The organism is Nodosilinea sp. LEGE 07088, assembly GCF_015207395.1.
GTDB lineage: Bacteria > Cyanobacteriota > Cyanobacteriia > Phormidesmidales > Phormidesmidaceae > Nodosilinea.
The window spans coordinates 36,711-58,752 of the sequence record NZ_JADEWX010000008.1 but is presented as its reverse complement, the minus strand read 5'-3'; the positions used below and the strand labels follow the sequence as shown (position 1 = coordinate 58,752).

The window sequence follows — 22,042 nt, the reverse complement described above, 5'->3', positions numbered from 1 at the left end:
GGAATAGCGCCAGCCAGTTACCCGAAGGTGCGCCCGTTCCAGCCCCACATGGCTCCAGGGGCATCGGCAAACTCAATGTAAGTGCGGTTTTGGGGTATCCCAAGCACTGTTTCGAGCTGGGCACAAAATTCCTGACTCATGGCCAGGGTCTTGGCGCTACCCATGGTGCCCACGCTTTTAATTTCAACATAGCAAACCGGGTCGGTGGTGCCCCCAAAGGTCATCGGCACCTCGGCCTCAAAGGCGGTCATCACGTAGGCTTCAGATTTACCCAGGTGAGTCGCCAGGCGGCTCGACAGATCCCGAAGCAGCGCCTCGACCTGGGCTTTGTCGGGGGAGGCGATGGAAGTTTGGACTTTAATCAGCGGCATGGGCAAGTAGGTGGATGAGTTAGTAAGGAGGCGAGTCAAGGGATAGTTGGGGAGTTGGGGAGTTGGGGAGTTGGGAAAAAGCCAAGATCAGCTTTCTCACTCATCCGCCCCACTACCCATCCACTCCGCTACCCACCGTAGCTCCAGCCGGTGCTTTCGAGCAGCAAGGGTTCACCCTCGCGGTGGATCGCTGCGCCGACGACCTCGCCCACGAATACGGTGTGGTCGCCGTGCTCAACGGAGCCAACGACGCGGCACTCAATATAGCCCAGGGTGTCTTTGATCACCGGGCAGCCCGTTTCAGGGGCCAAATAGAACTCAATGTCTTCAAACTTGTTGCCCACCCGGCGCAGGGGCTTAAAGAAATTTTGGGCCAGATCTTTTTGGCCTGCCTCTAAAAAGCTGAGGGCAAACACGCCACTGGCCTTCACCATGGCGTGGGAGGTCGAGTCGTTCTTGACGCAGTTGACCACCAGGGGCGGCTGAAAAGATGCCTGCATGACCCAGCTGGCCGTAAAGCCATTCAACTCTTCTCCGTCTTTCACGCCGCAGATGTAAAGACCGTGGGGAATTTTGCGTAAAAGTGTCTTTTTAGCCTGTTCATCGAGCACAACATACCTACAGAACGCATCTCTAGGGTGAGTTTAATACAGCGATCGCCATCTCCACTCCTCAATTCGATATAAAAAAGGCGCACCGCAGTGCGCCCAGCGTAATGGACAACGGCACAGCCTACTTGTTGGGCTGGGGGGTCATGCGCAGGTAGGGCTTAATCTCAGTCACTCCCTTGGGAAAGCGTTGCTTAGCTTCTTCGGTGGGGATGGTGGGGGCAACCACAACATCGTCACCATCTTTCCAGTCGACTGGGGTAGCCACGCTGTAGTTGTCTGTCAGCTGCAGCGAATCAATCACCCGCAAAATTTCGGCAAAGTTGCGTCCGGTGCTGGGCGGATAGGTGATGGTTAACCGCAGTTTTTTGCTGGGGTCGATGACAAACACGCTGCGCACCGTAACCTTGGCATTGGCGTTGGGGTGAATCATGCCGTAGAGGTCAGATACCTTCTTATCGTCGTCGGCAATAATGGGGTAGTTGACGGTAACGCCCTGGGTTTCGTTGATATCGCCAATCCAGCCCTTATGGGAGTCGGCGCTATCGACGCTGAGGGCAATCACCTTAGCACCCCGCTTCTCAAACTCAGGCTTGAGCTTAGCTACACTGCCCAACTCGGTCGTGCAGACGGGGGTGTAGTCGGCTGGGTGAGAAAACAGCACCACCCAGCTATCACCCGCCCAGCTATAAAAATCAATTTCACCCTCGCTGGTCTGCTGGGTAAAGTTAGGGACCTGATCGCCCAGTTGAAGTGCCATGTCTAATCTCCGTTTATCTCAGTAGGGGAAAATGTGTCGTTCGGCTTTGACGTTTGCCATTCTCGCATAAACCCCGGTATTCCGGTCGGGGTTTAGTAGATTATCTTAACGATCCTATGAAATGCCCGACTCGGGCAGGTCTATGGGGACAGTCTGCCGGTCTGACCGACAACAAGTAGGCACCCAGGGAACGTCCAGGTGCCTACTTGTTGCCAAGGCTATAAATATAGAGTTGCTTACATAGAGTTGCTGATCCTATGGGCAGCGTTCACCAATCGCTCTAAATCTGTCGCTCAAGGACTTTAGGAGCATAGGCACTACACCCGTCGCAGGGGCCCATCGGGTTGATGGCACAGCGCAGGTAGGGCGATCGCGCATTGAGATCGCAGGTAATGTCGCCCATCATGTAGCCCAGGCCTTCTACAAAATGCATGTCGGTATTGCCATCCATGAGCTTCAGCATGCTTTGCCCGAAAGCCGTGGGCGCCGAAGCTTCGCCATGTTTTTCGTCCTGGTCAGCTCGAACGCTCAGCCACGCTGAGATGATGGCTGGAGTCAGGCCGACAACGAAAATCAAAAGAATGACGAGCATGAATTTGCTGCAATAAAATCAGTAAAGTCATCCTAACCCGATGACTTAGGGGGGCAGGTTACAGGGCCAAAAGATTGGTACTTACCGTTGCGTTACTTAGTCTTTCGTAATGTCGGTTACAAAGTCATCTGGGGTCTTGCCACCTGTAGCGCCTGGCAACCCAAAGCGGCTTGATGCGCCCATGGGACGCCAAACAGATTGAAAAGTTCCCAATCAGCAACAGATTTTCGATAAATCTCTAGTTAAGATTGAGTTAAGGCCGTTTTTTTCTGGTTTCTTGGCCAAAATAATCTCTTTTAGCCCTTACCTGAACAACCTCCTGAACTTTTCAGAACTTTCATGTATTGGCGAATTCTGGTTCATGGGCGATTATCAAAACATCCTGTAGACTCGCGTGTGCTCCAAAGCTAAGACCGGGTAGGGCCACAGGACATTGCGGGGGTTCGCTCCTCAGTGATAGCGCCCTACCCGGCTTTTTATTTTTAAATAATCAATCCTGCTGGTCATGGACTGCACTGAGCTTGGGATCGCCATCACCTCTAGCTGGCCACAGTTTGAGGGTGAGCCTATTCAGTGACGAGCAACCGCTAGCCGTTCGATCTTTGATTTTGAGGTTGGCTGAGCCTTGGAGGTGTCAGGGCTCCAGGGATGGTTCAGACCTATCTATCGTTCATAGCGTAGATTTGCAGCCATTCTTTGACGACGTAGGGCGCGGCCACCAGCCGAGCAGCGCCCCCTCCCTGCAAAGGTACCAACAGCGTCAGCGGAATTGGCTGGGTTAATTCGGCTAGCACCTTACCAAGGCCATATTGAGCCACGCTCTCAGGTAGCTGCTGCGTCTGCGGATCGAGTTGGCGCGGTGCCCGCCATCGGGCCGTGGTACCTGTTTCGATCGCCAAATCGGCGACCGGGGCGATCGCGACCTGCCCTGGAAACCCCACTAAACGAAGATAGGTACCCTGAAAAACACCGTGGCTGTAGCGCTTAAACACCGTTGCCTGCCAGGCCAAGTCGGTCTGGTCGCGCAGGCTCTGGCGCGAGCGATAGGTCGTTTGTCCGGGCTGCTCGTGGTAGGTATGCACCGATGCGATCGCCGGTTGGGCCAGGGCGACCAACAACAAACAGCCCAACACCAGCGCCAGGACGAGGAGCTTCAGACCGCGCCAGAGAGAGTGCATAACAAACGGGTAAACAGCATGGAACCGCAAGACGAGCGAGGGCATGGTCTCCGGCCCTTTCTTACTGTAATTAAATTTACCCGCTCTACAGTTTATACGAAATCCAATTTGGAAAACCCCGATTCACAATTAGGAACCCCGTAGGGGCATAGCATGCTATGCCCCTAGCAATCGGGGGTATGTAACCAGGATTTGGTATTACTCGCTCTACAGTTGGCTCATCTGGTTTAACGTCTGCCGATAGCCAGCGGCTTCGCCCTGTTGCAGGTAGAGCTGCGCCGCTTGCTCAAAGTCGCGGCGAGCGCCAGCGTCGTCACCGAGGCGAGCGCGGACTATACCCCGGTTATAAAACAGCTCGGGCCTACCGACATTGGGGGCATTGAGAATCGCCTGGGTGAGGTCTTGGTAAGCATTTTGCATTTGGTTGACCTCTAGATAGGCCGCCCCCCGGGCAGCGATCGCCTCCAGGGATGCGGGTTGTACGGCTAGCGCCTGACTGTAATCGTCAATGGCCCCAAACGTATCACCGATAGAACGTCGGGCATTGCCCCTAGCCTGGTAGGCTTCGACATAGTTGGGGTCAAGAAACAGCGCCTCGGTATAGTCGGCGATCGCCCCCACAGGATCGTCAGCCTTGAGCAGGGCATCGCCCTTTAACTTGTAAGCCATGGCTGAGTCTGGGTTCAGCCGTAGCACCCGAGCAAAGTCTTGCTCTGCGGCCTGTAAATTCCCCTGGTCAGTATGAATGGTGCCCCGGCTCATGTAGGCTTCGGTCAGATCGGGATTGAGCTCAATGGCGCGATCGAGGTCTTGCAACGCACGGCTTGGCCTGCCCTGACGGAAATAAACATGGCTCCGGTTGAGGTAAGCCTTTGCCAGGGTAGAATCGCGACTCACGGCCTCATTTAAATCGCTTAGAGCAGCATCAAATAGGCCCAGATGATAGTAGGCTACACCCCGCCCCATATAGGCTTTAGGCAGGTCGCTATTGATATCAAGGGCGCGGCTGAAGTCGGCGATCGCATCGCTATAGTTGTCGATGTTCTCTAACGAAAACCCGCGCAGCACATAGGCCGCAGGGTCAGCAGGGTTGAGCTCAATTGCAGTCGAAAAGTCTTCAATGGCCAGATCGTGACGCCCTTGCTGGGCATCAATTAGCCCACGGTAGAGGTAGGCACCCACGGCATCGGGGTCAGTTTCTAGGGCAGCATTGAAATCGGCCTGGGCACGGCTGGAGTCACCCTGACGATAGTAGACACTCCCTCGGGCAAACAACGCATTGGCATTGCCCGGGTCGATGGCTAGAGCCTGGTTGAGATCTACCAGGGCCTGGTCATAGTCGGCCCGGTCAGCATAAATCACCCCCCGGTAAAGGTAGGCGTTGGCGAAGCCTGGGTCTTTTTCTAAGGCTAGGTCAAAAGCTTCGAGGGCCGCGTCATAGTCACCGCTGTTGTAGCGCTCTACCCCTAGATTATAGGCAGCGGTGGCCGATAGACCCGGATCTTCGACTTCGGGCTCAGGACCTGGCAAGTTGGTTTCGGGCAGCGCAGCATCCGGAATTTCAGGTTCAACGACTTCAGTCTCGACGATCTCGGCATCAGCCGGAGCGGTCTGGGCGTAGCCAGCCATTGGCAAAGTTCCTACGACCAGCCCTAGACTAAGTAGCACCATTGAATAACGCAGTTTCATAGCTTCCCTCCACCGACGGTGTTTGCAGATTGAGCAGGTTAATGCTGGCGTTAATAACCCGTTTTGGTCAGCATACCCACCTGTGCCCTTGGGGCTAATGATAGGTCAGCTTTCATTGGTTGCGATGGTGATTCTCGAAGTTTTTAAGCCCTCGAGATCGGCAATAAAACCTTTAGAGCTGGTCTCATGCAGCCAACACGTAGTAAATTTTTAGCGACTTTAGACCCTAGGCTGGGGCCGTTGAAGGGCAACTATACTTTAAGGCCAAGTTCGTGCTGGCCACCTATCATTGGCCACAGCCATCGTTTGCAGGCGACAGGGTATTGACTCCTCGGGGTTGCAGAACAGCCCTTGAAGCACGGCTAGCTGACGGCACCCGGCACCAAAATCACTGTCTGGTGAGGTGATTGTGGCAAGATAGCATCGATGTTTGCCGGTACCCCGCTGTGATTTGGATTGATTGGGCCATTGTGGTGGCCTATCTGGTGTTTACCCTGGCCCTGGGTCTGTATCTCTCACGCCGAGCTGCCGGGGGGCTGGTGGAGTTTTTTGTGTCGGGGCGATCGCTGCCCTGGTGGCTGGCGGGCACCAGCATGGCGGCTACCACCTTTTCCATCGATACACCACTTTACATCGCTGGGGTGGTGGGCAATCGGGGCATTGCCGGCAACTGGGAGTGGTGGAGCTTTGGCATTGCCCACGTGGTAATGATCTACGTTTTTGCCCGGCTGTGGCGGCGATCGGAAATTATTACTGATGCCGAACTCACCGAGCTGCGCTACGGCGGAGCCACAGCGGCCTGGCTGCGAGGTAGCAAGGCGTTTTTGTTTGCAGTGCCGATCAACTGCATCGGCATTGGTTACGCCATGCTGGCCATGGTTAAGGTGATCGACGCCCTTCAGCTGTGGCAGTCGTTCGGCATTGAGCCGGGGGAAAATCTGAAGCTGCTGAGCGTGATCGGGGTCAGCGCGCTGGTGCTGGTCTATGCCGGATTTTCGGGTTTGTGGGGGGTGGTGGCAACCGACTTCTTCCAGTTCTTTTTGGCGCTGCTGGGGGCGATCATTGTGGCGGTGGTGGCGGTGATCCATTTAGGCGGCATGGGTAGCCTGGTCGAGCAGGTGCGCGCCACCTCAGGCACCGACCTGCTGGCCTTTGTGCCCCTAGAGCGCACCGCCAATGGCTGGTATCGGTGGAGCGAGACGGCCGGAATTAGCATCAGCACCTTTTTGGCCTACGTGACTCTGCAATGGTGGGCGTTTCGCCGTAGCGACGGGGGCGGCGAGTTTATTCAGCGCCTAGCGGCATCTAAGGATGAAGCCGAGGCCGAGAAGGCGGCCTGGTTTTTTAACATCCTGCACTACGTCGTCCGCACCTGGCCCTGGGTGATCGTGGCCTTGGCCGCAGTGGTGATCTATCCCAACCTGGAGGATCGGGAGCTGGGTTACCCGATATTGATGCTCGATTTTTTGCCCCCAGTGCTGCTCGGGCTGGTGGTAGCGTCGCTAATTGCGGCCTTTATGAGTACCGTATCGACGCTGATTAACTGGGGCGCATCGTACCTCACTAATGATCTCTACGGGCGCTTTTTACGGCCTGGGGCGACCGATGCCGAGCTAGTGCTGGCAGGACGGTTAGCTTCGATCGTGGTGACGGGCATCGGCGCGATCGCCGCCTTCTATTCCCAAGACGTGGCTACGGTGTTTCGCCTGGTGATTGCGATCGGCACCGGGCCAGGGCTGGTGCTAATTTTGCGCTGGTTTTGGTGGCGCATCAACGCCGCCGCTGAATTGGCTTCAATGCTGGCGGGCTTTTTCGTTGGGCTCGTCACTAGCGTGGTGCCTCTGCTCACCATTCCTGACTTTGGTCTGCGGTTATTAGTGACTACGCTGATCACGACCGTCATTTGGGTGGCGACCATGGTGCTAACACCACCTGAAACCGACCAGACCCTGGATACCTTCTATCGCAAAGTGCGCCCTGGTGGCCCCGGATGGGAGCGCCAGCGCCAGCGTACTGGGCTGTGGCCTGCCCAGAACCTGGGTCGCGACTTAGCCAAAGCCCTTGCTGCCCTCTTCCTACTGCTGGGGGCCATGCTAGGCGTCGGCGGCTTCTTGCTCTATCAGCCCCTCACCGGCTGGTTTTGGCTGCTGGTGGCGGTAGCGGGCTGGGTGAGCCTGCGACGCCTGGGCAAAGCCGTGCTGCCTATGCCCAGACCAGGGCTCGATGATCCACCGGGGTGAAGCGGCAACGCGACCCTGGCGTTGGATAGAGTCGTTGGATTGAATAGAACCAGCCCTAGGGTGGCCCCTGAAGAAAATGGGTCTCAATCTCGTGGACTGCCATTGGTTTGGCAAACAGGTACCCCTGCCCCAGTTGACAGCCCAGGGCCTGTAATCGCTGCAACTGCTGAGATGTCTCAATTCCTTCGGCGATCGCCGTCAGCCCCAGCTGCTGACTTAGCGTCACAATGGTGCTCACCACCTCATAGTTGCGAGATTCCAATTCCATCTGACTGACAAAGGCGCGATCGATCTTCAAATTGTTGACCGGCAACCGATGCAGATAACTGAGGGAAGAATAGCCAGTCCCAAAATCATCAATACTGATCTGCACCCCTCTGGCATTTAGCTGCATCAATAAATCGATGGTTTTGTCGATCTCTTTAATCAGCATTCTCTCGGTAATTTCGAGGGTGATGGCCTGCCCCGCCAGCCCGGTATGCTCTAGGATTTGATCTATTTCCTCAATCAAGCTGGCTCTACACAAATCTTGAGCAGCAAGATTGACGCTGATTTTGAGGTCATCGCCATCGGTAAATTGATGCTGCCAAGCCGCCAACTGCTGGCAGGCTTGCCTGAGCACCCAACTATCAATCAGCGTGATCAGTCCAGTTTCTTCGGCCACCGGAATAAACTCATCGGGGCCAACCAGCCCCTGGCTTGGATGCTGCCAGCGCACGAGGGCTTCGAAGCCGACGAGTTTTTGATGGGCCAGACTCACGATCGGCTGATAGTGAATGGTCAGTTCCTGCTGATCAATAGCTTTGCGCAGATCGGTTTCTAGGTTAAGGCGACTGAGCACTGCGGTATGCATGGCTGTATCAAAGCACCGATAGGAATTTTGCCCTTGGGATTTGGCCTGGTACATGGCGATGTCAGCATCGCGAATGAGTTCGGAAGCCTGTCGATAGGCCCGATCTCCCATGACTATGCCAATGCTGAAGCTGGTAAAGATTTGATGATCCTCAATCGTGATGGGGGTTTGACAATCCGTCAAAATTCGCTCGGCAATTTGGGTGACTTCTTCAATACCGGTGATGTTTTCTAGCAGAATCAAAAATTCATCGCCGCCGAGCCGAGCCACTAGATCGATCTGGCGTAAATGGGTTTTCAATCGCTGGGCGATCGCCACTAATAGCTGGTCTCCCACCACATGGCCGAGGCTGTCATTGATCACTTTGAAGCGATCAAGGTCTAGAAACACTACAGCGTAGCGGTAGTTGTCCGAGCGTTGGGCCCGTTGAATCGCGAGGTCGAGTCGCTCAGACAATAGGGCGCGATTGGGTAATCCCGTCAGCGGGTCATGCAAAGCATGGTGGCTCATCAAGGCCTGGGCCTGCTGACGTTCGAGCTCGGCGGCGGCGCGGGCCGCAAAAACGTGGAGAATTTGCTTCGCGAACTGCAGGTTAGTAATGGGCTGTCTATGGAGAATGAACAAATGCCCTAGAGCTTGCCCCTGGGAGGCTGGTAGTACCACGCCTAGATAGCTTTCTGCCTCCAGTTCAACCAGGTCTAGGTCGTTGGGAAAGGCTTGCTGAACATTGCGCTCGCACAAAAACTCGCCGCTGATAAACACCTGCTCACAGGGAGTTTGAATCAGCGGATAGGTATGTTGAGGCAGTAAAACACCGTTGGCCCAAAAGGCGATCGTCTGCAACTGCTCCTCAACTTTTTGCGTAATGACGGCATAGTCAACGCCTAAGGCCTGGGCAATGTGCTGTACCAGCGCTGGGAAAAAGTCTTGCCCTGTGGTGGCTGCCGTGCCGGCAATCAGATTTTGTAGAGCCAGTTCAGTTTGTTTGCGATTGGTAATATCCAGGGTCGTACCAAACAGCCGCATCGTTTGACCCTGGGCATCTCGCTCGACCTCGACACGCCATTCGTAATAGCCCAAAGAACCATCGGCCTGAGGGCGGCTGTATTCCAATGTGTGGACATCACTTGCCGCATGGGCCACCTCGATGCAGTGCTGCAAGCAATCGCGCACCGCCTCTGGCAGTAGCCCTAGATAATCCTCGTAGGCAGGAGCTGAGGAACAGGGTTCTAACCCATGGATGCGGAACATTTCGGGAGACCAAGTCAGGGTTTGACGGGCCAAGTCCAATTCCCAGTTGCCCACGTGGGCAACCTGCTGGGCTTTGAGTAGGGTCGCTTCGCTCTGGCGAAGTTGGGCCTCAGCCTGATGGCGTTCGATCGCAATCCCAGCAATGTGAGCCATTTGCCTCATGGTCTGCAATTCGTGGGGTTGGGGCGATCGCACCTGGCGATAATACATGGCAAAGGTGCCGAGCACTGCTCCCCCCTGAGCCGTGATGGGAGTCGACCAACAGGCCTTTAAACCATGGCTCAACGCTAGGTCTTTGTAAGGGCACCAGAGTGGATCCGTGGCCAGATCGGCCACGATCACCGTTTCGTTGCGAAAAGCCGCCGTGCCGCACGACCCGACGCCTTCCCCAATCGGCAGACCGACCACCGCCCGGTTGTAATTCCTTGGCAAGCTCGGGGCCGCTCCCGGCTGAAATCGCTGGTCTTTGTCGAGCAGTAAAACTGAACAGAGCACCCCATCTGAGTTGTGCTCCACCGTCTCAACTAGGGTCGTTAGCACCTCCGTCAGCGGCTGACCCTGGGCGATTTTGGCCAGGAGGGCGTTCTGGGCCTCGAGCTGAATTTCGGCAAACTTGCGATCGCTAATGTCGATGTGAGTCCCTAACAGACGGGTCGGTTGCCCCGCAGCATCCCACTCTGTGAACTGACCCATGGAAAGGATCCACTGCCAGCCTCCCGATTGGGTGCGCAGGCGAAATTCAGCTTTGTATTGGGCCGTTTTGCCGGTCTTATAGGCCTGGTAAGCCCGATGGGTCCGTTCAACATCCTCGGGATGCAGGCGGGTACGCCAAGTCTCAATCGTTTCGCGAAAGGTGGCTGGGTCATACCCCAACATCAGCGCATATTCAGGGCTGACAATGGCCTCATCGGTTTGCAGGTTGATGTCGTAAAAGCCCTGCTTGGTTGCCCTCAGGGCCAGACGGAGTCGTTTTTCACTGCCTTGTAGGGCGGTGGTACGGTTTGCGACTTTAGCTTCGAGGGTTTGGGTGTAGTTTTCTAGGGCGTGGTAGAGACGAGCATTTTCGAGGGCAATGGCCGCCTGGGTACACAAAAAATTGCCCATCAGGATGCGATCGTAGGTAAACACGCCGCTGGCTGATTGATGGCTCAGCTGCAAAATGCCCATCAATCGCCCCTGATTGAGAATGGGAAGCCCCAATACGCTTTTGGGCTGCTGTTGGATCAGCCAGGCATCCATGACCGGCAGGTCAGTCCTGTGGTCATTGATAACGACGACCTCCTGGGTGTTTTTGACGTATTGAATCAGCTTGATCGGCACATTGGCACTATCCTCAAAGGGGATCTGGCAGAGCTCAATTTTTTCCGGGGTGGCGATCGCGTTGATCTGCCAGGAGCCTTGCTCGTCAGGCAGAATCAGAACACAGCGATCGCCCCCTGACGTTTGCAGCATGATTTGGGCCAGCTCTCGCAGGAGGTCATCGATCTGAACCGATTGGGCCAACACTCGGGATGTCTTGATCAGGGTGGCCAAATCGAGTTCGCTATTGAGATGGCCTTCTACGGTTTGTTCTAGATCGATGGTTCCGGGCAGAGAGAGAAGGGGCTTAGCAATGATTTCCAGCGTTTCCCGGGGATTCACCGTTTTTCGCTGGAGTAAGGGGCGTAGCAGGTGGGGGTAGCGCTGCTCCAAGGCTTGGGTTTTAGCCTTAGCGCCCCAATGGGCATAACCGTAATAAGCCGACTGCATATAGCCTGCAGCGGCCTTTTCTTTGCCCCAGGCCAGATAGAACTTGGCCGCCAGTTCATTCGCCAATGCCGCCTCCTGAATGTAGCCGTTGTCCTGGGCGGCGGCGATGGCACGCTCGTAGAAGTCGGCGGCGATCGCGGGCCTCTGCAAAATGCGGTAGCGCTCCGCTTCCACCAGGTGCAGCTTGTGCAGGGTGTTCATCGGGGCATGGCAGGCCCATTGCTTCAGCTTTTGGCGCCCCTGCTGAATCTGTTGAAGCCGCGGCTTTTGTGCAGGCGATTGGGCATAAACCGCCAGCCATGTCAGGGTCGCAAACCACCAATATTGCTGCACTTCATAAAAACCGATGAAGCCATCCAAATAGGTTTGACACTTCGAAATCGCGGCGAGAGCCCCCTCCCAGTCCGCTAACCAATAGGCAAACATGAGGTCATAGAGATACAGTGCCCCCAGACCGGTGCGATCGTCAGCCTCAGTTAAAATGGCGGCCAGGCTGTCGTGGCTTAGCCCCTGGTGATCGAGCTTGGCCAAGGTTTCAGTATGACCTAGCAGCCGCAGCGTAAACCGATAGCTGGGATAGGCATAATCGAGTACAGCGCTCCTTTGAGTTGTTTCCAGCGCCTGGATATAGGTGACATGCTGCCTAGCATTGTCCGTCAGCTCCATTCCGGCTGAACGGGCATTTCTCAGGTAGGTGAGAATTGACCAAGCGGCATACTCATTCTCTCCCGTTTCTAGGGCTCGATGGTAGTTACTGAGTAAAGCCGCTGAACTCCCGTTGAGATGGTGTTGCCAAGACTTGATACAGGCGTAGACCGTAAAAATAACCCCGGCCTCAGTTGCCCGAATCACAGCAGGGTTTGCCATTATTTTAAGGGCAAGTTCCCCAAATTGATGCCCCGTTTTGATGTCGCCTAAAAAACTACTAACAATCACACCATAGGAAGCATAGGCCGACGGTGCCGCATCGTTGCTGCCGTACCTGACAAGTAATTCAATTTGCTTGAAAATCAATAGTGGATATAGGTTAGGTGCACTAATGTAAGCGGCGGGCAAAATAGCCTTGATGATCGCGCTTTTTGCCTTTGCCAAGGGATTCTGCATGGGCGGCGAATTTGCCAAAGAACCCACGGAACGTCTCCCCAGCAGCAGTTTAGTTTTGAGAAAGCCAAATAGAATTGAAATCTGGCCAGGCTCTGACGGAAAGCTGATCTTCAGCTCAGCCAGGATATCTAGCCCGACCTCTAAAGCCTCTGCTGTCCTGTTCTGAATGATATAGGCGAGAATTTTGATTCTATAGCTTTGAATTTTTTCTAGAACTGTATCGGCTTGTTCTAAAACTACAGCTATTAACGCCTCTGATCGTTCAAAATCACTATTTAGATACGCGACTTCGGCACCGACCTCATAGAGCCCTCGAATCAATGCCCGCTGCTGCTGCCAAGCACTTTTGTCCAGCATATCAATCCCAGCTTGACAATATTGACTAGCCGCAGAATAGGCCGTTCTCGTTCTAGCTTTACGGGCGGCGTTTAACAGTAGCTGACCTAGCCGATGCTGCTCGTTTAGATCGGTGACCAAGGCTTTTCCCAGACTGATGTTGTTGGCAACAACAAACAGACATTGCTCTAATTCGGTCTGTGAAGCCTGTTCGAGCATTAACCGCCCAATGCCCAAATGGGTGTGGGGTTTCTCAGCCGCAGAAAGCAAAGCATAGGCAGCCTGCTGTACGCGATCGTGCAGAAATTTATAGGCCACTAAGGCGACTTGGCCCGACACTGATGCTACACCGTCTTGAAAAAATTTGTAGGCTTCATCAACCGGCAAAATTAGCTCATCCTGCAAAGCTGGCCATAGGTCAGCGGCTGTTTCTGTTGCTGATTTTTTTGCAATTAGGGCCAATGTGGCCAAGTCAAACTGATTGCCCAGACATGCGGCCAGCTTCAGTACCTGCTGGGTGGGCGGTGGCAGCTTTTGCAGTTGTTCAGCAAGAAACTCCACCACATCCCCATGCAGGTGGGACACGGTCGCTGGAGTGACATCCCATTGCCAATACCCTTGCTGTCGATCAAACTGGATGAAACCGTCTGCATGCAGCAATTTGAGCAGCCGAGTCATGAAGAAAGGATTGCCCTGGGTTTTGCGGTGCACGAACTGAGCCAACAGGCGCGATCGCTCCCTTGGGCCACGGAGCGTTTCGGCCATGAGCTGGTGGGTCTCGCTCAGACCAAGGGGCGAAAGCCTCAAGGTGTTAACCGCTTTGCCGTTTTTTTGCAATTCCCCGACCATAGTGGGTAAGGGATGGGTGGGCGCCACCTCGTTATCGCGGTAAGCACCGATGACGAGCAAAGTTCCGTTGCGACTCACAAGGAGCTGGATCAGCTGCAGTGAAGCAGCATCGGCCCACTGCAAATCATCTAAAAACATCACTAAGGGATGCTCTGAGGTCGTAAATACTGCGAATAGCTTTTCAAACAATCGGTTAAAGCGCTTTTGGGCGGCCAGCCCGGATAGCTCTAAAGCGGGGCGTTGGGGACCAATGATATGTGCAAGGGCAGGGACTAAATCAATTAAGACCTGGCCGTTTTCGCCCACCGCCGCCAAAATTTCGGTGCACCATTTCGCCCGTTGAGCATCTGACTCTGAGAGCAGTTGCCCCATCAGGTTTTGCAGTGCTTGGGTCAAGGCAGAGAAGGGAATATTGCCGTTGAGCTGGTCAAACTTGCCCTTGATGAAATAGCCCCTTTGGCGCGTGATGGGTTTATGGACTTCATTCACCACAGCGGTTTTACCAATCCCCGACAACCCGGCGATGAGCATGAATTCGCTGAGCCGCTCGGTTTCGCCATCTGTGGTTGGGGTAGAGATGCGATCGAAGGCATTCAACAGCGCCTGGACTTCAGGCTCCCGACCGTACAGCTTTTCTGGAATGGTGAAGCGATCGCACGCATCCCGCTGCCCGAGGTCAAAGTGGGGCATGGTTCCGGTACTCGCCCACTGAGCGCCACACTGTTCTAAATCATGCCTGAGGCCCAACGCGCTTTGATAGCGGGCCTCGGCATTCTTGGCCATGAGTTTGGCCACAATGGCGCTGAGCTGCTGAGGTACGGTTGGCTTGATCCGATGGACGGGGGTCGCCACTTTGGCCATGTGACAATACACCAACTCTAAGGGGTCGGCCACCTCGAAGGGCAAGCGTCCGGTCAGCAACTGGTAGAGGGTGCATCCCAGGGCGTAATAGTCGGCCCGATAATCCACGCCCCGGTTCATTCGCCCCGTTTGCTCGGGAGCCATATAGGCCAGAGTGCCTTCCAGCCTGTTTGGGCTTTGGAGTTCCTGGGTTGCTTTGGGCAGCAGAGTCGCGATGCTAAAGTCAATCAACTTAACCGCTTTAGACGCCGGATGAATTAAAAGATTCGCTGGCTTCAGGTCTTTGTGCATGACCCGATGCTGATATAGCCCCTGGAGAATATCGGTTAACTGGAGCGCCATAGGCAGGATCTCGGTCCATGTTAGCGATCGCTGCCGAGCATAGGCTTCCAGAGACACCTCGCCTTCGTCTGCCATTACTAGGGCATAGCCATTGCCTAAAGGCTCCAAACCCAGGGGTCGAACAATGCCTGGAACGGCCAGATTTTTAGCGATCCCATACTGATTGCGAAACTGCACCAGTTCCATGAAGCTAGGATAGCTATGGCGCAAAGCCTTAACCACAACGGAGCGTTGCTGGGTCGTGTGGAACGCCCGATACACAACTGTCCGTGTTCCCTGGTGCAGCGTCTCGATCAGGATATAGCCAGACAGTTCAGACAGGGGGCTCGAAGTAGCGCTGACAGGAAGTTGCATAGTTAGTGAGAAGCTTGCCTAAAGCAGAATCCTGAAGGTCTGGCAATAGCGCCGGGCTCGGCTCAAGTCGGAACCAGAACTACCCATGAATAGTATGAGCCGATGGCAAACGGCAAGACTCTGACCTGAATTGGGCCTCGCTCGATTTGGGGTCTATAAAACTTAGCGTTGAGTCTTGATTGACTAGATGAATAATCGCCACCCGCCGCCATTGTTGACGGTCAAAACGGGCTAGGCGAGTTTAAGCCATGTCAACTGCTGACATTGTAATTTACCCCATCCCTGTCATGCTTTTACCATTCCCCTAGGATGGAGAACCGGTTACCTGACAAAAGCTACGTCGTTCACCCTCGCCCCCAGCGGGCCGATCTCTTAGGCAAGAGCTGCTCTATCTCGTTTGACCTCAGGGTTTCACCCCCAGACTGCCGCGCCAAAAGGCGGAGAATGATCCCCCGATCGTCCCTAGAGCTTGAGCACCTTCCCCTGGGTTCAACGGCATTGCCCAAGAAGACTGGCCAAGACCGTGCTCTAGGGCCGGCAGCAGAGCGGCAAAAATCTGCCCAATGGCGACCATATCAAAATCGAGCCGGTCTCTTTTGTCCTCAAAGTATTGGTCAGAGCTGCCTTTGGAAATTTTGTCCTACTTCACCCCGCCAGCATGCGACCGATGGATATCTTTCTCCATCACCGGTTCCCCATGTAAGATGAAAGTATAGGTTACATTCCTTTACGTGCGATCGCCCCATGTCCTTCTTCCGTTCCTATATTGCGCCTTTGCTCATCGTGCTTATCTTTGCCGTAGCGATGCTAGCGGTAAGCGCTCGGATATTTTTGCCCAGCGACATGATGGCTCCTGCCCCCATCGAAGAGCAGCTATCGACGACGGACTCCATGCCAACGGCCACCCTTGACTTGGATATGCCAAATCTTTCTGAGCTGCTCCATGGCCCTGCCGGGTATGCAGCTGAAGGATAGTTGATGAGGTAGCCGAGACCTATCGTCCCTGCTAAGCGAACCCCCCGAACAGATTTTCTGCCGGGGGGTTCTTAAGTTTAGTCTTTTACCTGTAACCAGACATAATTACCCTCGAGAGATTTCTCGGAATAATATGCTTTGAAAACGTTCGGAGACAGCAGCACTTTGACTGGTTAGCTTGAGAGTTTTCCTCAAGAAAGTTTTGATTAAATAGAGATGTTCAAATGCCGTCGTAAAGAAACCATCGCGTGGGGTTTATAGCGTCTCTGGGCATTTCTTACAGAGCTCTCTATCAGCTAAGAGAGGAAATATCAACAACCGAGTAAAGTGCTGCTGGTATTTGACGAGATAGATTCAGACGTTAAATCGATAACGTACCTCCTATTTAACAGGACTGAACTATTCGATCTGTTGGGGAAGAAATCAGCTTTGGTATCTGGTGATTTGCTTCCTTACTTATTAAGATACTCCTCTGGATTGTGGATGGCCAGGGATGATACTAAAGTTTATGATTGGGTTAATAGCTACTCTCATAGCGCAAAAATGGAATGTGTCGGATCCAAGCTAAACGGTTGGGTTGGTCGCTGGATACGGTCTGGCGCTGTTATTCTAGGAGGCGGCTATTTCCCTGGCGGAAGGCTAGCGATACATTCAGAGTTCAGAGTTAAGGAGCGATCGCAGTGGCGCAGACAGAACGCATGATCGGCACCGGGATTCCCCTCACGGGCAATGATATTGACACCGATCGCATCATTCCGGCCCGCTTCTTGAAGTGTGTCACCTTCGATGGCCTGGGCGAGCAGGTGTTTGCCGACGATCGCGCCGCGCTGGAGGGTGCCCACCCCTTAGATCAGCCCCAGTACCAGGGGGCGACAATTTTGGTGGTCAACCGTAACTTTGGCTGTGGCTCGTCGCGGGAGCATGCTCCCCAGGCGATCGCCCGTTGGGGCATCAAAGCCTTGCTGGGCGAGAGCTTCGCCGAGATTTTCTTCGGTAACTGCGTAGCTATTGGCATTCCCTGTCTGACGGCGACCTCGGCGGTGGTGGGCCAGGTGCAGGCAGCCCTGGCCGCCGACCCGGCCCTGGCCCTGACCCTCGATTTGGCTAGCCAAACGGTGCAATTTGGGGCTGAAACCGCCGCTGTCACCATGCCCGAGGGAGTGCGTCAAGCCTTTTTAGCCGGTACCTGGGATGCCTGCGGCCAGCTCGTGGCCAATGCCGAGGCAATTCGGGCGACGGCAGCTAAGCTACCCTACGTGGCCTGGTAAGGGCACAGCATCCGGTGCCCTTACCCATAGATTTACAACGCCCTGTGGTTTTTGCCCGAAATATAGGCATTCTCTAGGGAGATCCCCCTCATCTTCCTGCGTAGATTGCTGCTATGGTTTCCTCTGCTGTGCGTTCGCTTACCCCCTGGCTGCAGCCGGGCACTGCCAGTCTGCCGGGTGCCACGGCTTCTGCGCTGAGTAATACGGTATGTCGCATGGTGCCGTTGGCCAACCAGCGCTCATCCCTGGGTCGGGTGCCGGGCGTAGCGGCGGCCCTGGAGCAGTTGGTTAGGCAAACTATGGTGCTGCGATCGCCCACTGGCGGTTGGCCCACCGATCTGCCCCAAACACCAGAGCATCTCGGGCCCTACCTGAGTGAAGAAATCTGGGAACTGCTAGAGGCCTTAGAGGCTATGACAGCCCCAGCGCCAGCCGCTAAGAGCGCCCTCGTACCCATACCTACCCTGGTACCTGCCCTGCTGTGGATGCTGGCCAGCGGGGGATACGAAATCATGCGTTTGATTGAGGGGGTGCAGGCTCGAGTCTACGACCCCGATGGGCGGGGAGCCGTGCATATTGTGCGTCTAGTGCCGGTGCTAGTGCTGACCGTAGAAGAGACCCGTTACGCCCTAGATTTGGTCACCCAGACAGCTCCAGTGTCTTCGCTTTATCTGGCTGAGGCCACCGAAATTCAGCTGTTAGAAAACGACCTCGACAGCCAGCCGATACTCTGTAGTCAGCTGTTAGCGCGGATAGCTGAGCTAGTCAGCAATACCCAGCCGGGGCTCAACCCACTGCTGGGTGACGGCTGTGCAATCGATACACTGCGTCCGTTTCAGCCCTGGCAGCCGGCCACTCTCACGGTGCATCTGCACCTAGCCGAGATGGCAACCCAAGGGCAGCCCCAGATCTACGAGAGCGCGGCCCTGGCGGTGCCTGACACCCTGTGTCTGCCGCCGACAGGCAGGCAGCACGGCCATGGGGCAGCGGCAGCGAGCTTTACCCTCGATGACTTTGCCAGCACCCTGGTCGATAACCCCGATGACGCGACCACAAGGGTGCTGGGCAGCTGGCTCACCTTTACCGATGAGCAATGGATTCAGACCTTTTTGAGCACCTGTGCCCAGCAGGTTATTAGCCAAAATCTGCACCAGATCGTCGCACTCAGTACAGATGATGAGCCAGCGACTCGTGCAGAACGGCTGCAACAGCGCGAAGCCGCCTGCAATCTGATTACCTACCGGGCTACCGACTTAGTGCGGGGGGCCAATAGCCTGTTTAAGCACACGTTTGTGCATGAGCCTGTGCTGGTAGCCGATGTTTGGCCTCGCCTACGGTGGTACCTGGCGCAGAGCTCAGAACGGGTGATGCAGCTGATGGGTGGGGTCATCGCGCAGGTGCTACCCCCCGGCATGAGCTGGCAGCAGGGCAGCCTCTACCTGCGCCCGTTGCTACAGCTGACTACCCCTAGCCACAGCTGGATTATTGACCTCAGCCGGGGGCGAATCTTGCCCACTGTTCCCCAGGCACTGCCCGCCGATGCCGTCGTTGACGTCGCCGACAATCCCTGGTCTACCCCCTTAACGGTGACCGATCTCACGGGGCTGGTCGACTACGACTTGGCCACCTTCACTCCAGCGATCGCCGCCCTGCGCCAGGGCACCCCCATTCACCTGCACCGGCTCGATGGAGATACGGGATGCCAGGCGGGGCAGCTCACCCTCGACTGGTGTTTTACCTTACAAAACACGTTGTAAATCTAGTATTTTGGGTGGGTTATGCCTGACTGATCAAGGTGACCATCGCAGGGTATCAATGGCCATAACTTTTATCGCGAGCGGCACCGCAGCCGTGGCGCGATCGCCTAGAGTGAGATCAAACTGTGGCGAATCCAAGGGCGTTTGATACCGTGTCTCCAGAGCTGACTCCAGAGCCAATCTACCTCTACAGTATTTGTCCCCGTCCTGTACATCCCCTGACGTTGCCCCTGGGGTTAGTCGAACCTACCCAGCTGATTGCCGTCGAGGATATTGCGGCCGTCGTTGAAACGGGCGTAAATCTGGAGACACTGCAAGCCGATGAACCACGCCTGCTCAACGCAGTGCTCAGTCACGATCGCGTCATCTGTGAACTGTTTCAGCATACGCCGCTACTGCCCCTGCGATTTGGCACTCAGATTGCCTCCATAGAGCATCTCAAAGCCCACTTGGCCGACCAGAGAGCAGACTATGCGGCTAAGCTTGCGGCCCTCGGGTCTAAGGTCGAATATCAAATCAAGTTCATAGCTGAGGGGGTAGAACTACCGCCCCTGCGTCAGGGGCTGACCGGACGCGAGTACTTTTTAGCTAAAAAGCAGCGCCTCCACGAGCAAACCGCCGCCCAAGAGCAGCAGCAACAGCAGTTAGCCCAGTTTTTTGACGACATTCACCATACCTACGGCGACAGCCTTGAGGCCGAGAGCCCAGCAGGAGAAGCTAAGGTTTACCTGCTGGTCGATCGCGCGGCGATCGCTGACCTAGAGCGTCAAATAGCAACCTGGCGATCGCAGACATCCCACTGGGAGATTGTTCTCAGCGCCCCCCTGCCCCCCTATCACTTTGTCTAAATTTCGCCGTTGCAGGGCTAAATTTGCTGGGCCTATCGGGCCCAGCGTCTCAGCCGCCAGGCGGCAGTTGCTGCGTCTACAGCAGCCTCAGCCCTGACGCCCTACCTGAAACTCAGGATAAGCCTCCATGGCATGCTCACCTAGGTCAAGCCCCTTATGTTCGTCAGCTTCAGAGACCCGAATGCCCACCGTAACCCGCAAGATTAGCCAGCACACCAGGCTAAAAATCACCGTAAACGCCCCTACCGCCGCAATCCCCAACAGCTGTACAAGCAGTTGCTGAATGCCGCCCCCCATCAAGAGCCCAGCCAGAGGGCCAGAGCCTTCGCCATACCAGGGATAGGTACCTGGGGTAACGCTAAACAACCCCAGGGCCACCGTGCCCCACACACCGCAGACTAGATGTACCGAAACCGCTCCCACCGGGTCATCGATTTTCAAGCCATCCATCAGTGTGACCGAAAAGACCACAACCACCCCGGCCACCAGGCCAATTAGAGCGGCACTGCCCAAATTGACATAGGCACAGGGCGCAGTCACCGCCACCAGCCCCGCCAGCACCCCGTTGATAATCATCGACAGGTCGGGCTTGCCAAGATAAATCCAGGAGGTAACCGTGGCCGCCAACCCACCCAGCGCCGCAGCAAAGTTAGTTGTGACCACTATATGACTAATGGCAAAGGGGTCAGCCGCCATGGTCGAACCGGGGTTAAAGCCAAACCAGCCCAGCCAGAGAATGAAACACCCCAGGGTCGAAATACTGAGATTGTGCCCCGGCATGGCCACTGAGCGAGCTTGAAACCGCCCCCGCCGTGGCCCCAGTAAAATAGCCCCCACCAGCGCCGCCCAGCCACCCACAGAATGCACCACCGTAGACCCGGCAAAATCGTAGAAACCAAGGCCAGCCAGCATACCGCCCCCCCAGACCCAATGGCCCGTAATCGGGTAAGACAACCCCACCAGCAGCAGGCTAAAGATAAAAAAGGCCAGAAACTTAATCCGTTCGGCCACGGCCCCAGACACGATGGTGGCAGCAGTGCCGGCAAAGGCTAGCTGAAAGAAAAATTTAGCGTTTAAGGGCACCCCAGCCCAGCTGAGAGCACTAAAGGTGCCTCGGTAAGCATCGCCCGTAGCCGGGCTATTGTCAGCCCCCTGGAGCAAGAACCCAGAAAACCCAAAGAGTGGGTTACCGTCACCAAACATAAAGGCAAAACCCACCACCCAAAAAGCCAGGGTCGAGAGGCCAAATACAATCAGATTTTTAGCCAACAGGTTGATGGCGTTTTTGCTGCGGCAAAACCCGGTTTCGAGCATGCAAAACCCGGCATTCATAAAGAACACTAAGAACCCAGCCACCAGCACCCACAACGTATCAAGGGCCACCTGGAGATCAGCCGCCCCCTGGGCCAGAGCGGCGGGGCATAGCATGAGCACTGTGCCTAAAGCCATCCAAGGCACATAACGCCATCGTCCGACCGCCTGACCTAGGGGATGCAGACATTGGTGTGAGTAAGGATTTTGTAGTTGAAGTCTGGCCACGGCTTGTCTCCCAAGCAATTTGACTCTTAACCAAACAGGTTGGCATGAATGATTCTCTGTGGCGCAAATTTTCCCTAGGCTACTAAAGCACTAGGGCAGTACCTAATGAGCATCTGTAAGAGCACAAGCACAATCTCAAAACGGTGGTGGATTGGGTGCAAAAAGATGGGTGGATGCGCAGACAATGCCGTGATTTAGCTGATCAGAGGTTCATCGGTTGAGAGCAGTTGCAGGCCCTTTTTGCTGAGCGCCTGCGCTGATCGCGATCGCCCGTGTCAGGCAGGTACTAACCGGTCTAAGTAATTGTCACATTTATAGCCCGATCGCAACCGTAAAAATCTGAATTCTTCGTGAATCTCTAAAAGTGGCCCAAACGACCGCAGATTTTCTCCTGGAAGCCTTGTAAATAGAGGCTTTCAAGAGAAGTATCCAGGTCATCGAGCTACCGGCTAGCCAGGGTCAGCATAAAGACTCCGTAAGCAATCTTTGTCCAGATATATTTCTTCCTGAGTAAGACA

13 protein-coding genes are annotated in these 22,042 nt (G+C 55.1%); 5 read left to right on the top strand and 8 right to left on the bottom strand.

Annotated elements, in window-relative coordinates; translation table 11 throughout:
- Positions 1-17: 17 nt before the first annotated feature.
- From IQ254_RS03825 to IQ254_RS03800, 6 genes are all read right to left on the bottom strand, one after another.
- Entirely contained in the window at positions 18-371 is a 354-nt protein-coding gene (locus IQ254_RS03825; RefSeq protein ID WP_193964596.1) for a phenylpyruvate tautomerase MIF-related protein, read from the bottom strand.
- A 128-nt stretch (positions 372-499) separates the two neighbouring features.
- On the bottom strand, positions 500-982 hold the full coding sequence (locus tag IQ254_RS03820) for a flavin reductase family protein (protein ID WP_193964538.1): 483 nt from the start codon (positions 980-982) through the stop codon (positions 500-502).
- A 121-nt stretch (positions 983-1,103) separates the two neighbouring features.
- Positions 1,104-1,739 (bottom strand): peroxiredoxin, encoded by a 636-nt coding sequence (locus tag IQ254_RS03815; protein WP_193964536.1) that lies wholly within the window; start codon positions 1,737-1,739, stop codon positions 1,104-1,106.
- A 280-nt stretch (positions 1,740-2,019) separates the two neighbouring features.
- Positions 2,020-2,331, bottom strand: coding sequence for a DUF6464 family protein (locus IQ254_RS03810; RefSeq protein ID WP_193964534.1), 312 nt, complete (start codon positions 2,329-2,331; stop codon positions 2,020-2,022).
- A 659-nt stretch (positions 2,332-2,990) separates the two neighbouring features.
- Entirely contained in the window at positions 2,991-3,509 is a 519-nt protein-coding gene (locus tag IQ254_RS03805; RefSeq protein WP_193964532.1) for a DUF3122 domain-containing protein, read from the bottom strand.
- Between the two features lie 207 nt (positions 3,510-3,716).
- Complete coding sequence (locus tag IQ254_RS03800; protein WP_193964530.1) at positions 3,717-5,198, bottom strand: tetratricopeptide repeat protein; 1,482 nt, start codon at positions 5,196-5,198, stop codon at positions 3,717-3,719.
- A 446-nt stretch (positions 5,199-5,644) separates the two neighbouring features.
- Here IQ254_RS03800 and IQ254_RS03795 point away from each other — a divergent pair, with 446 nt between their 5' ends.
- On the top strand, positions 5,645-7,438 hold the full coding sequence (locus IQ254_RS03795; protein WP_193964528.1) for a sodium:solute symporter family protein: 1,794 nt from the start codon (positions 5,645-5,647) through the stop codon (positions 7,436-7,438).
- A gap of 55 nt (positions 7,439-7,493) precedes the next feature.
- Here the strand turns inward: IQ254_RS03795 and IQ254_RS03790 are convergent, their stop codons facing one another.
- Positions 7,494-15,137 carry an EAL domain-containing protein gene (locus tag IQ254_RS03790; protein WP_193964526.1) on the bottom strand — a complete coding sequence of 2,548 codons (7,644 nt, stop codon included), beginning with the start codon at positions 15,135-15,137 and terminating at the stop codon, positions 7,494-7,496.
- A gap of 744 nt (positions 15,138-15,881) precedes the next feature.
- On the opposite strand from IQ254_RS03790, the gene IQ254_RS03785 reads away from it, so the two are divergent.
- The 4 genes from IQ254_RS03785 to IQ254_RS03770 all read left to right on the top strand — a co-directional run bounded on the left by IQ254_RS03785 (position 15,882) and on the right by IQ254_RS03770 (position 19,985).
- The gene (locus IQ254_RS03785) at positions 15,882-16,112 is read left to right on the top strand and encodes a hypothetical protein (RefSeq protein WP_193964516.1); all 231 of its coding nucleotides are present in this window, start codon (positions 15,882-15,884) and stop codon (positions 16,110-16,112) included.
- A 698-nt stretch (positions 16,113-16,810) separates the two neighbouring features.
- The gene (gene leuD / locus IQ254_RS03780; RefSeq protein ID WP_193964595.1) at positions 16,811-17,380 is read left to right on the top strand and encodes a 3-isopropylmalate dehydratase small subunit; all 570 of its coding nucleotides are present in this window, start codon (positions 16,811-16,813) and stop codon (positions 17,378-17,380) included.
- Between the two features lie 113 nt (positions 17,381-17,493).
- Positions 17,494-19,137, top strand: a complete 1,644-nt coding sequence (locus IQ254_RS03775; protein WP_193964514.1) for a hypothetical protein — start codon at positions 17,494-17,496, stop codon at positions 19,135-19,137.
- A gap of 125 nt (positions 19,138-19,262) precedes the next feature.
- Positions 19,263-19,985 carry a GvpL/GvpF family gas vesicle protein gene (locus IQ254_RS03770; protein ID WP_193964512.1) on the top strand — a complete coding sequence of 241 codons (723 nt, stop codon included), beginning with the start codon at positions 19,263-19,265 and terminating at the stop codon, positions 19,983-19,985.
- A gap of 87 nt (positions 19,986-20,072) precedes the next feature.
- Here IQ254_RS03770 and IQ254_RS03765 read toward each other — a convergent pair whose 3' ends face one another.
- Positions 20,073-21,434 carry an ammonium transporter gene (locus tag IQ254_RS03765; protein WP_193964511.1) on the bottom strand — a complete coding sequence of 454 codons (1,362 nt, stop codon included), beginning with the start codon at positions 21,432-21,434 and terminating at the stop codon, positions 20,073-20,075.
- Positions 21,435-22,042 lie beyond the last annotated feature (608 nt).

Coding starts and splice junctions, on each gene's coding strand:
- IQ254_RS03825 (WP_193964596.1), bottom strand. CDS start 371: ATGCCGCTGATTAAAGTCCAAACTTCCATCGCCTCCCCCGACAAAGCC.
- IQ254_RS03815 (WP_193964536.1), bottom strand. CDS start 1,739: ATGGCACTTCAACTGGGCGATCAGGTCCCTAACTTTACCCAGCAGACC.
- IQ254_RS03810 (WP_193964534.1), bottom strand. CDS start 2,331: ATGCTCGTCATTCTTTTGATTTTCGTTGTCGGCCTGACTCCAGCCATC.
- IQ254_RS03805 (WP_193964532.1), bottom strand. CDS start 3,509: ATGCACTCTCTCTGGCGCGGTCTGAAGCTCCTCGTCCTGGCGCTGGTG.
- IQ254_RS03800 (WP_193964530.1), bottom strand. CDS start 5,198: ATGAAACTGCGTTATTCAATGGTGCTACTTAGTCTAGGGCTGGTCGTA.
- IQ254_RS03790 (WP_193964526.1), bottom strand. CDS start 15,137: ATGCAACTTCCTGTCAGCGCTACTTCGAGCCCCCTGTCTGAACTGTCT.
- IQ254_RS03785 (WP_193964516.1), top strand. CDS start 15,882: ATGTCCTTCTTCCGTTCCTATATTGCGCCTTTGCTCATCGTGCTTATC.
- leuD (WP_193964595.1), top strand. CDS start 16,811: ATGATCGGCACCGGGATTCCCCTCACGGGCAATGATATTGACACCGAT.
- IQ254_RS03775 (WP_193964514.1), top strand. CDS start 17,494: ATGGTTTCCTCTGCTGTGCGTTCGCTTACCCCCTGGCTGCAGCCGGGC.
- IQ254_RS03765 (WP_193964511.1), bottom strand. CDS start 21,434: ATGGCTTTAGGCACAGTGCTCATGCTATGCCCCGCCGCTCTGGCCCAG.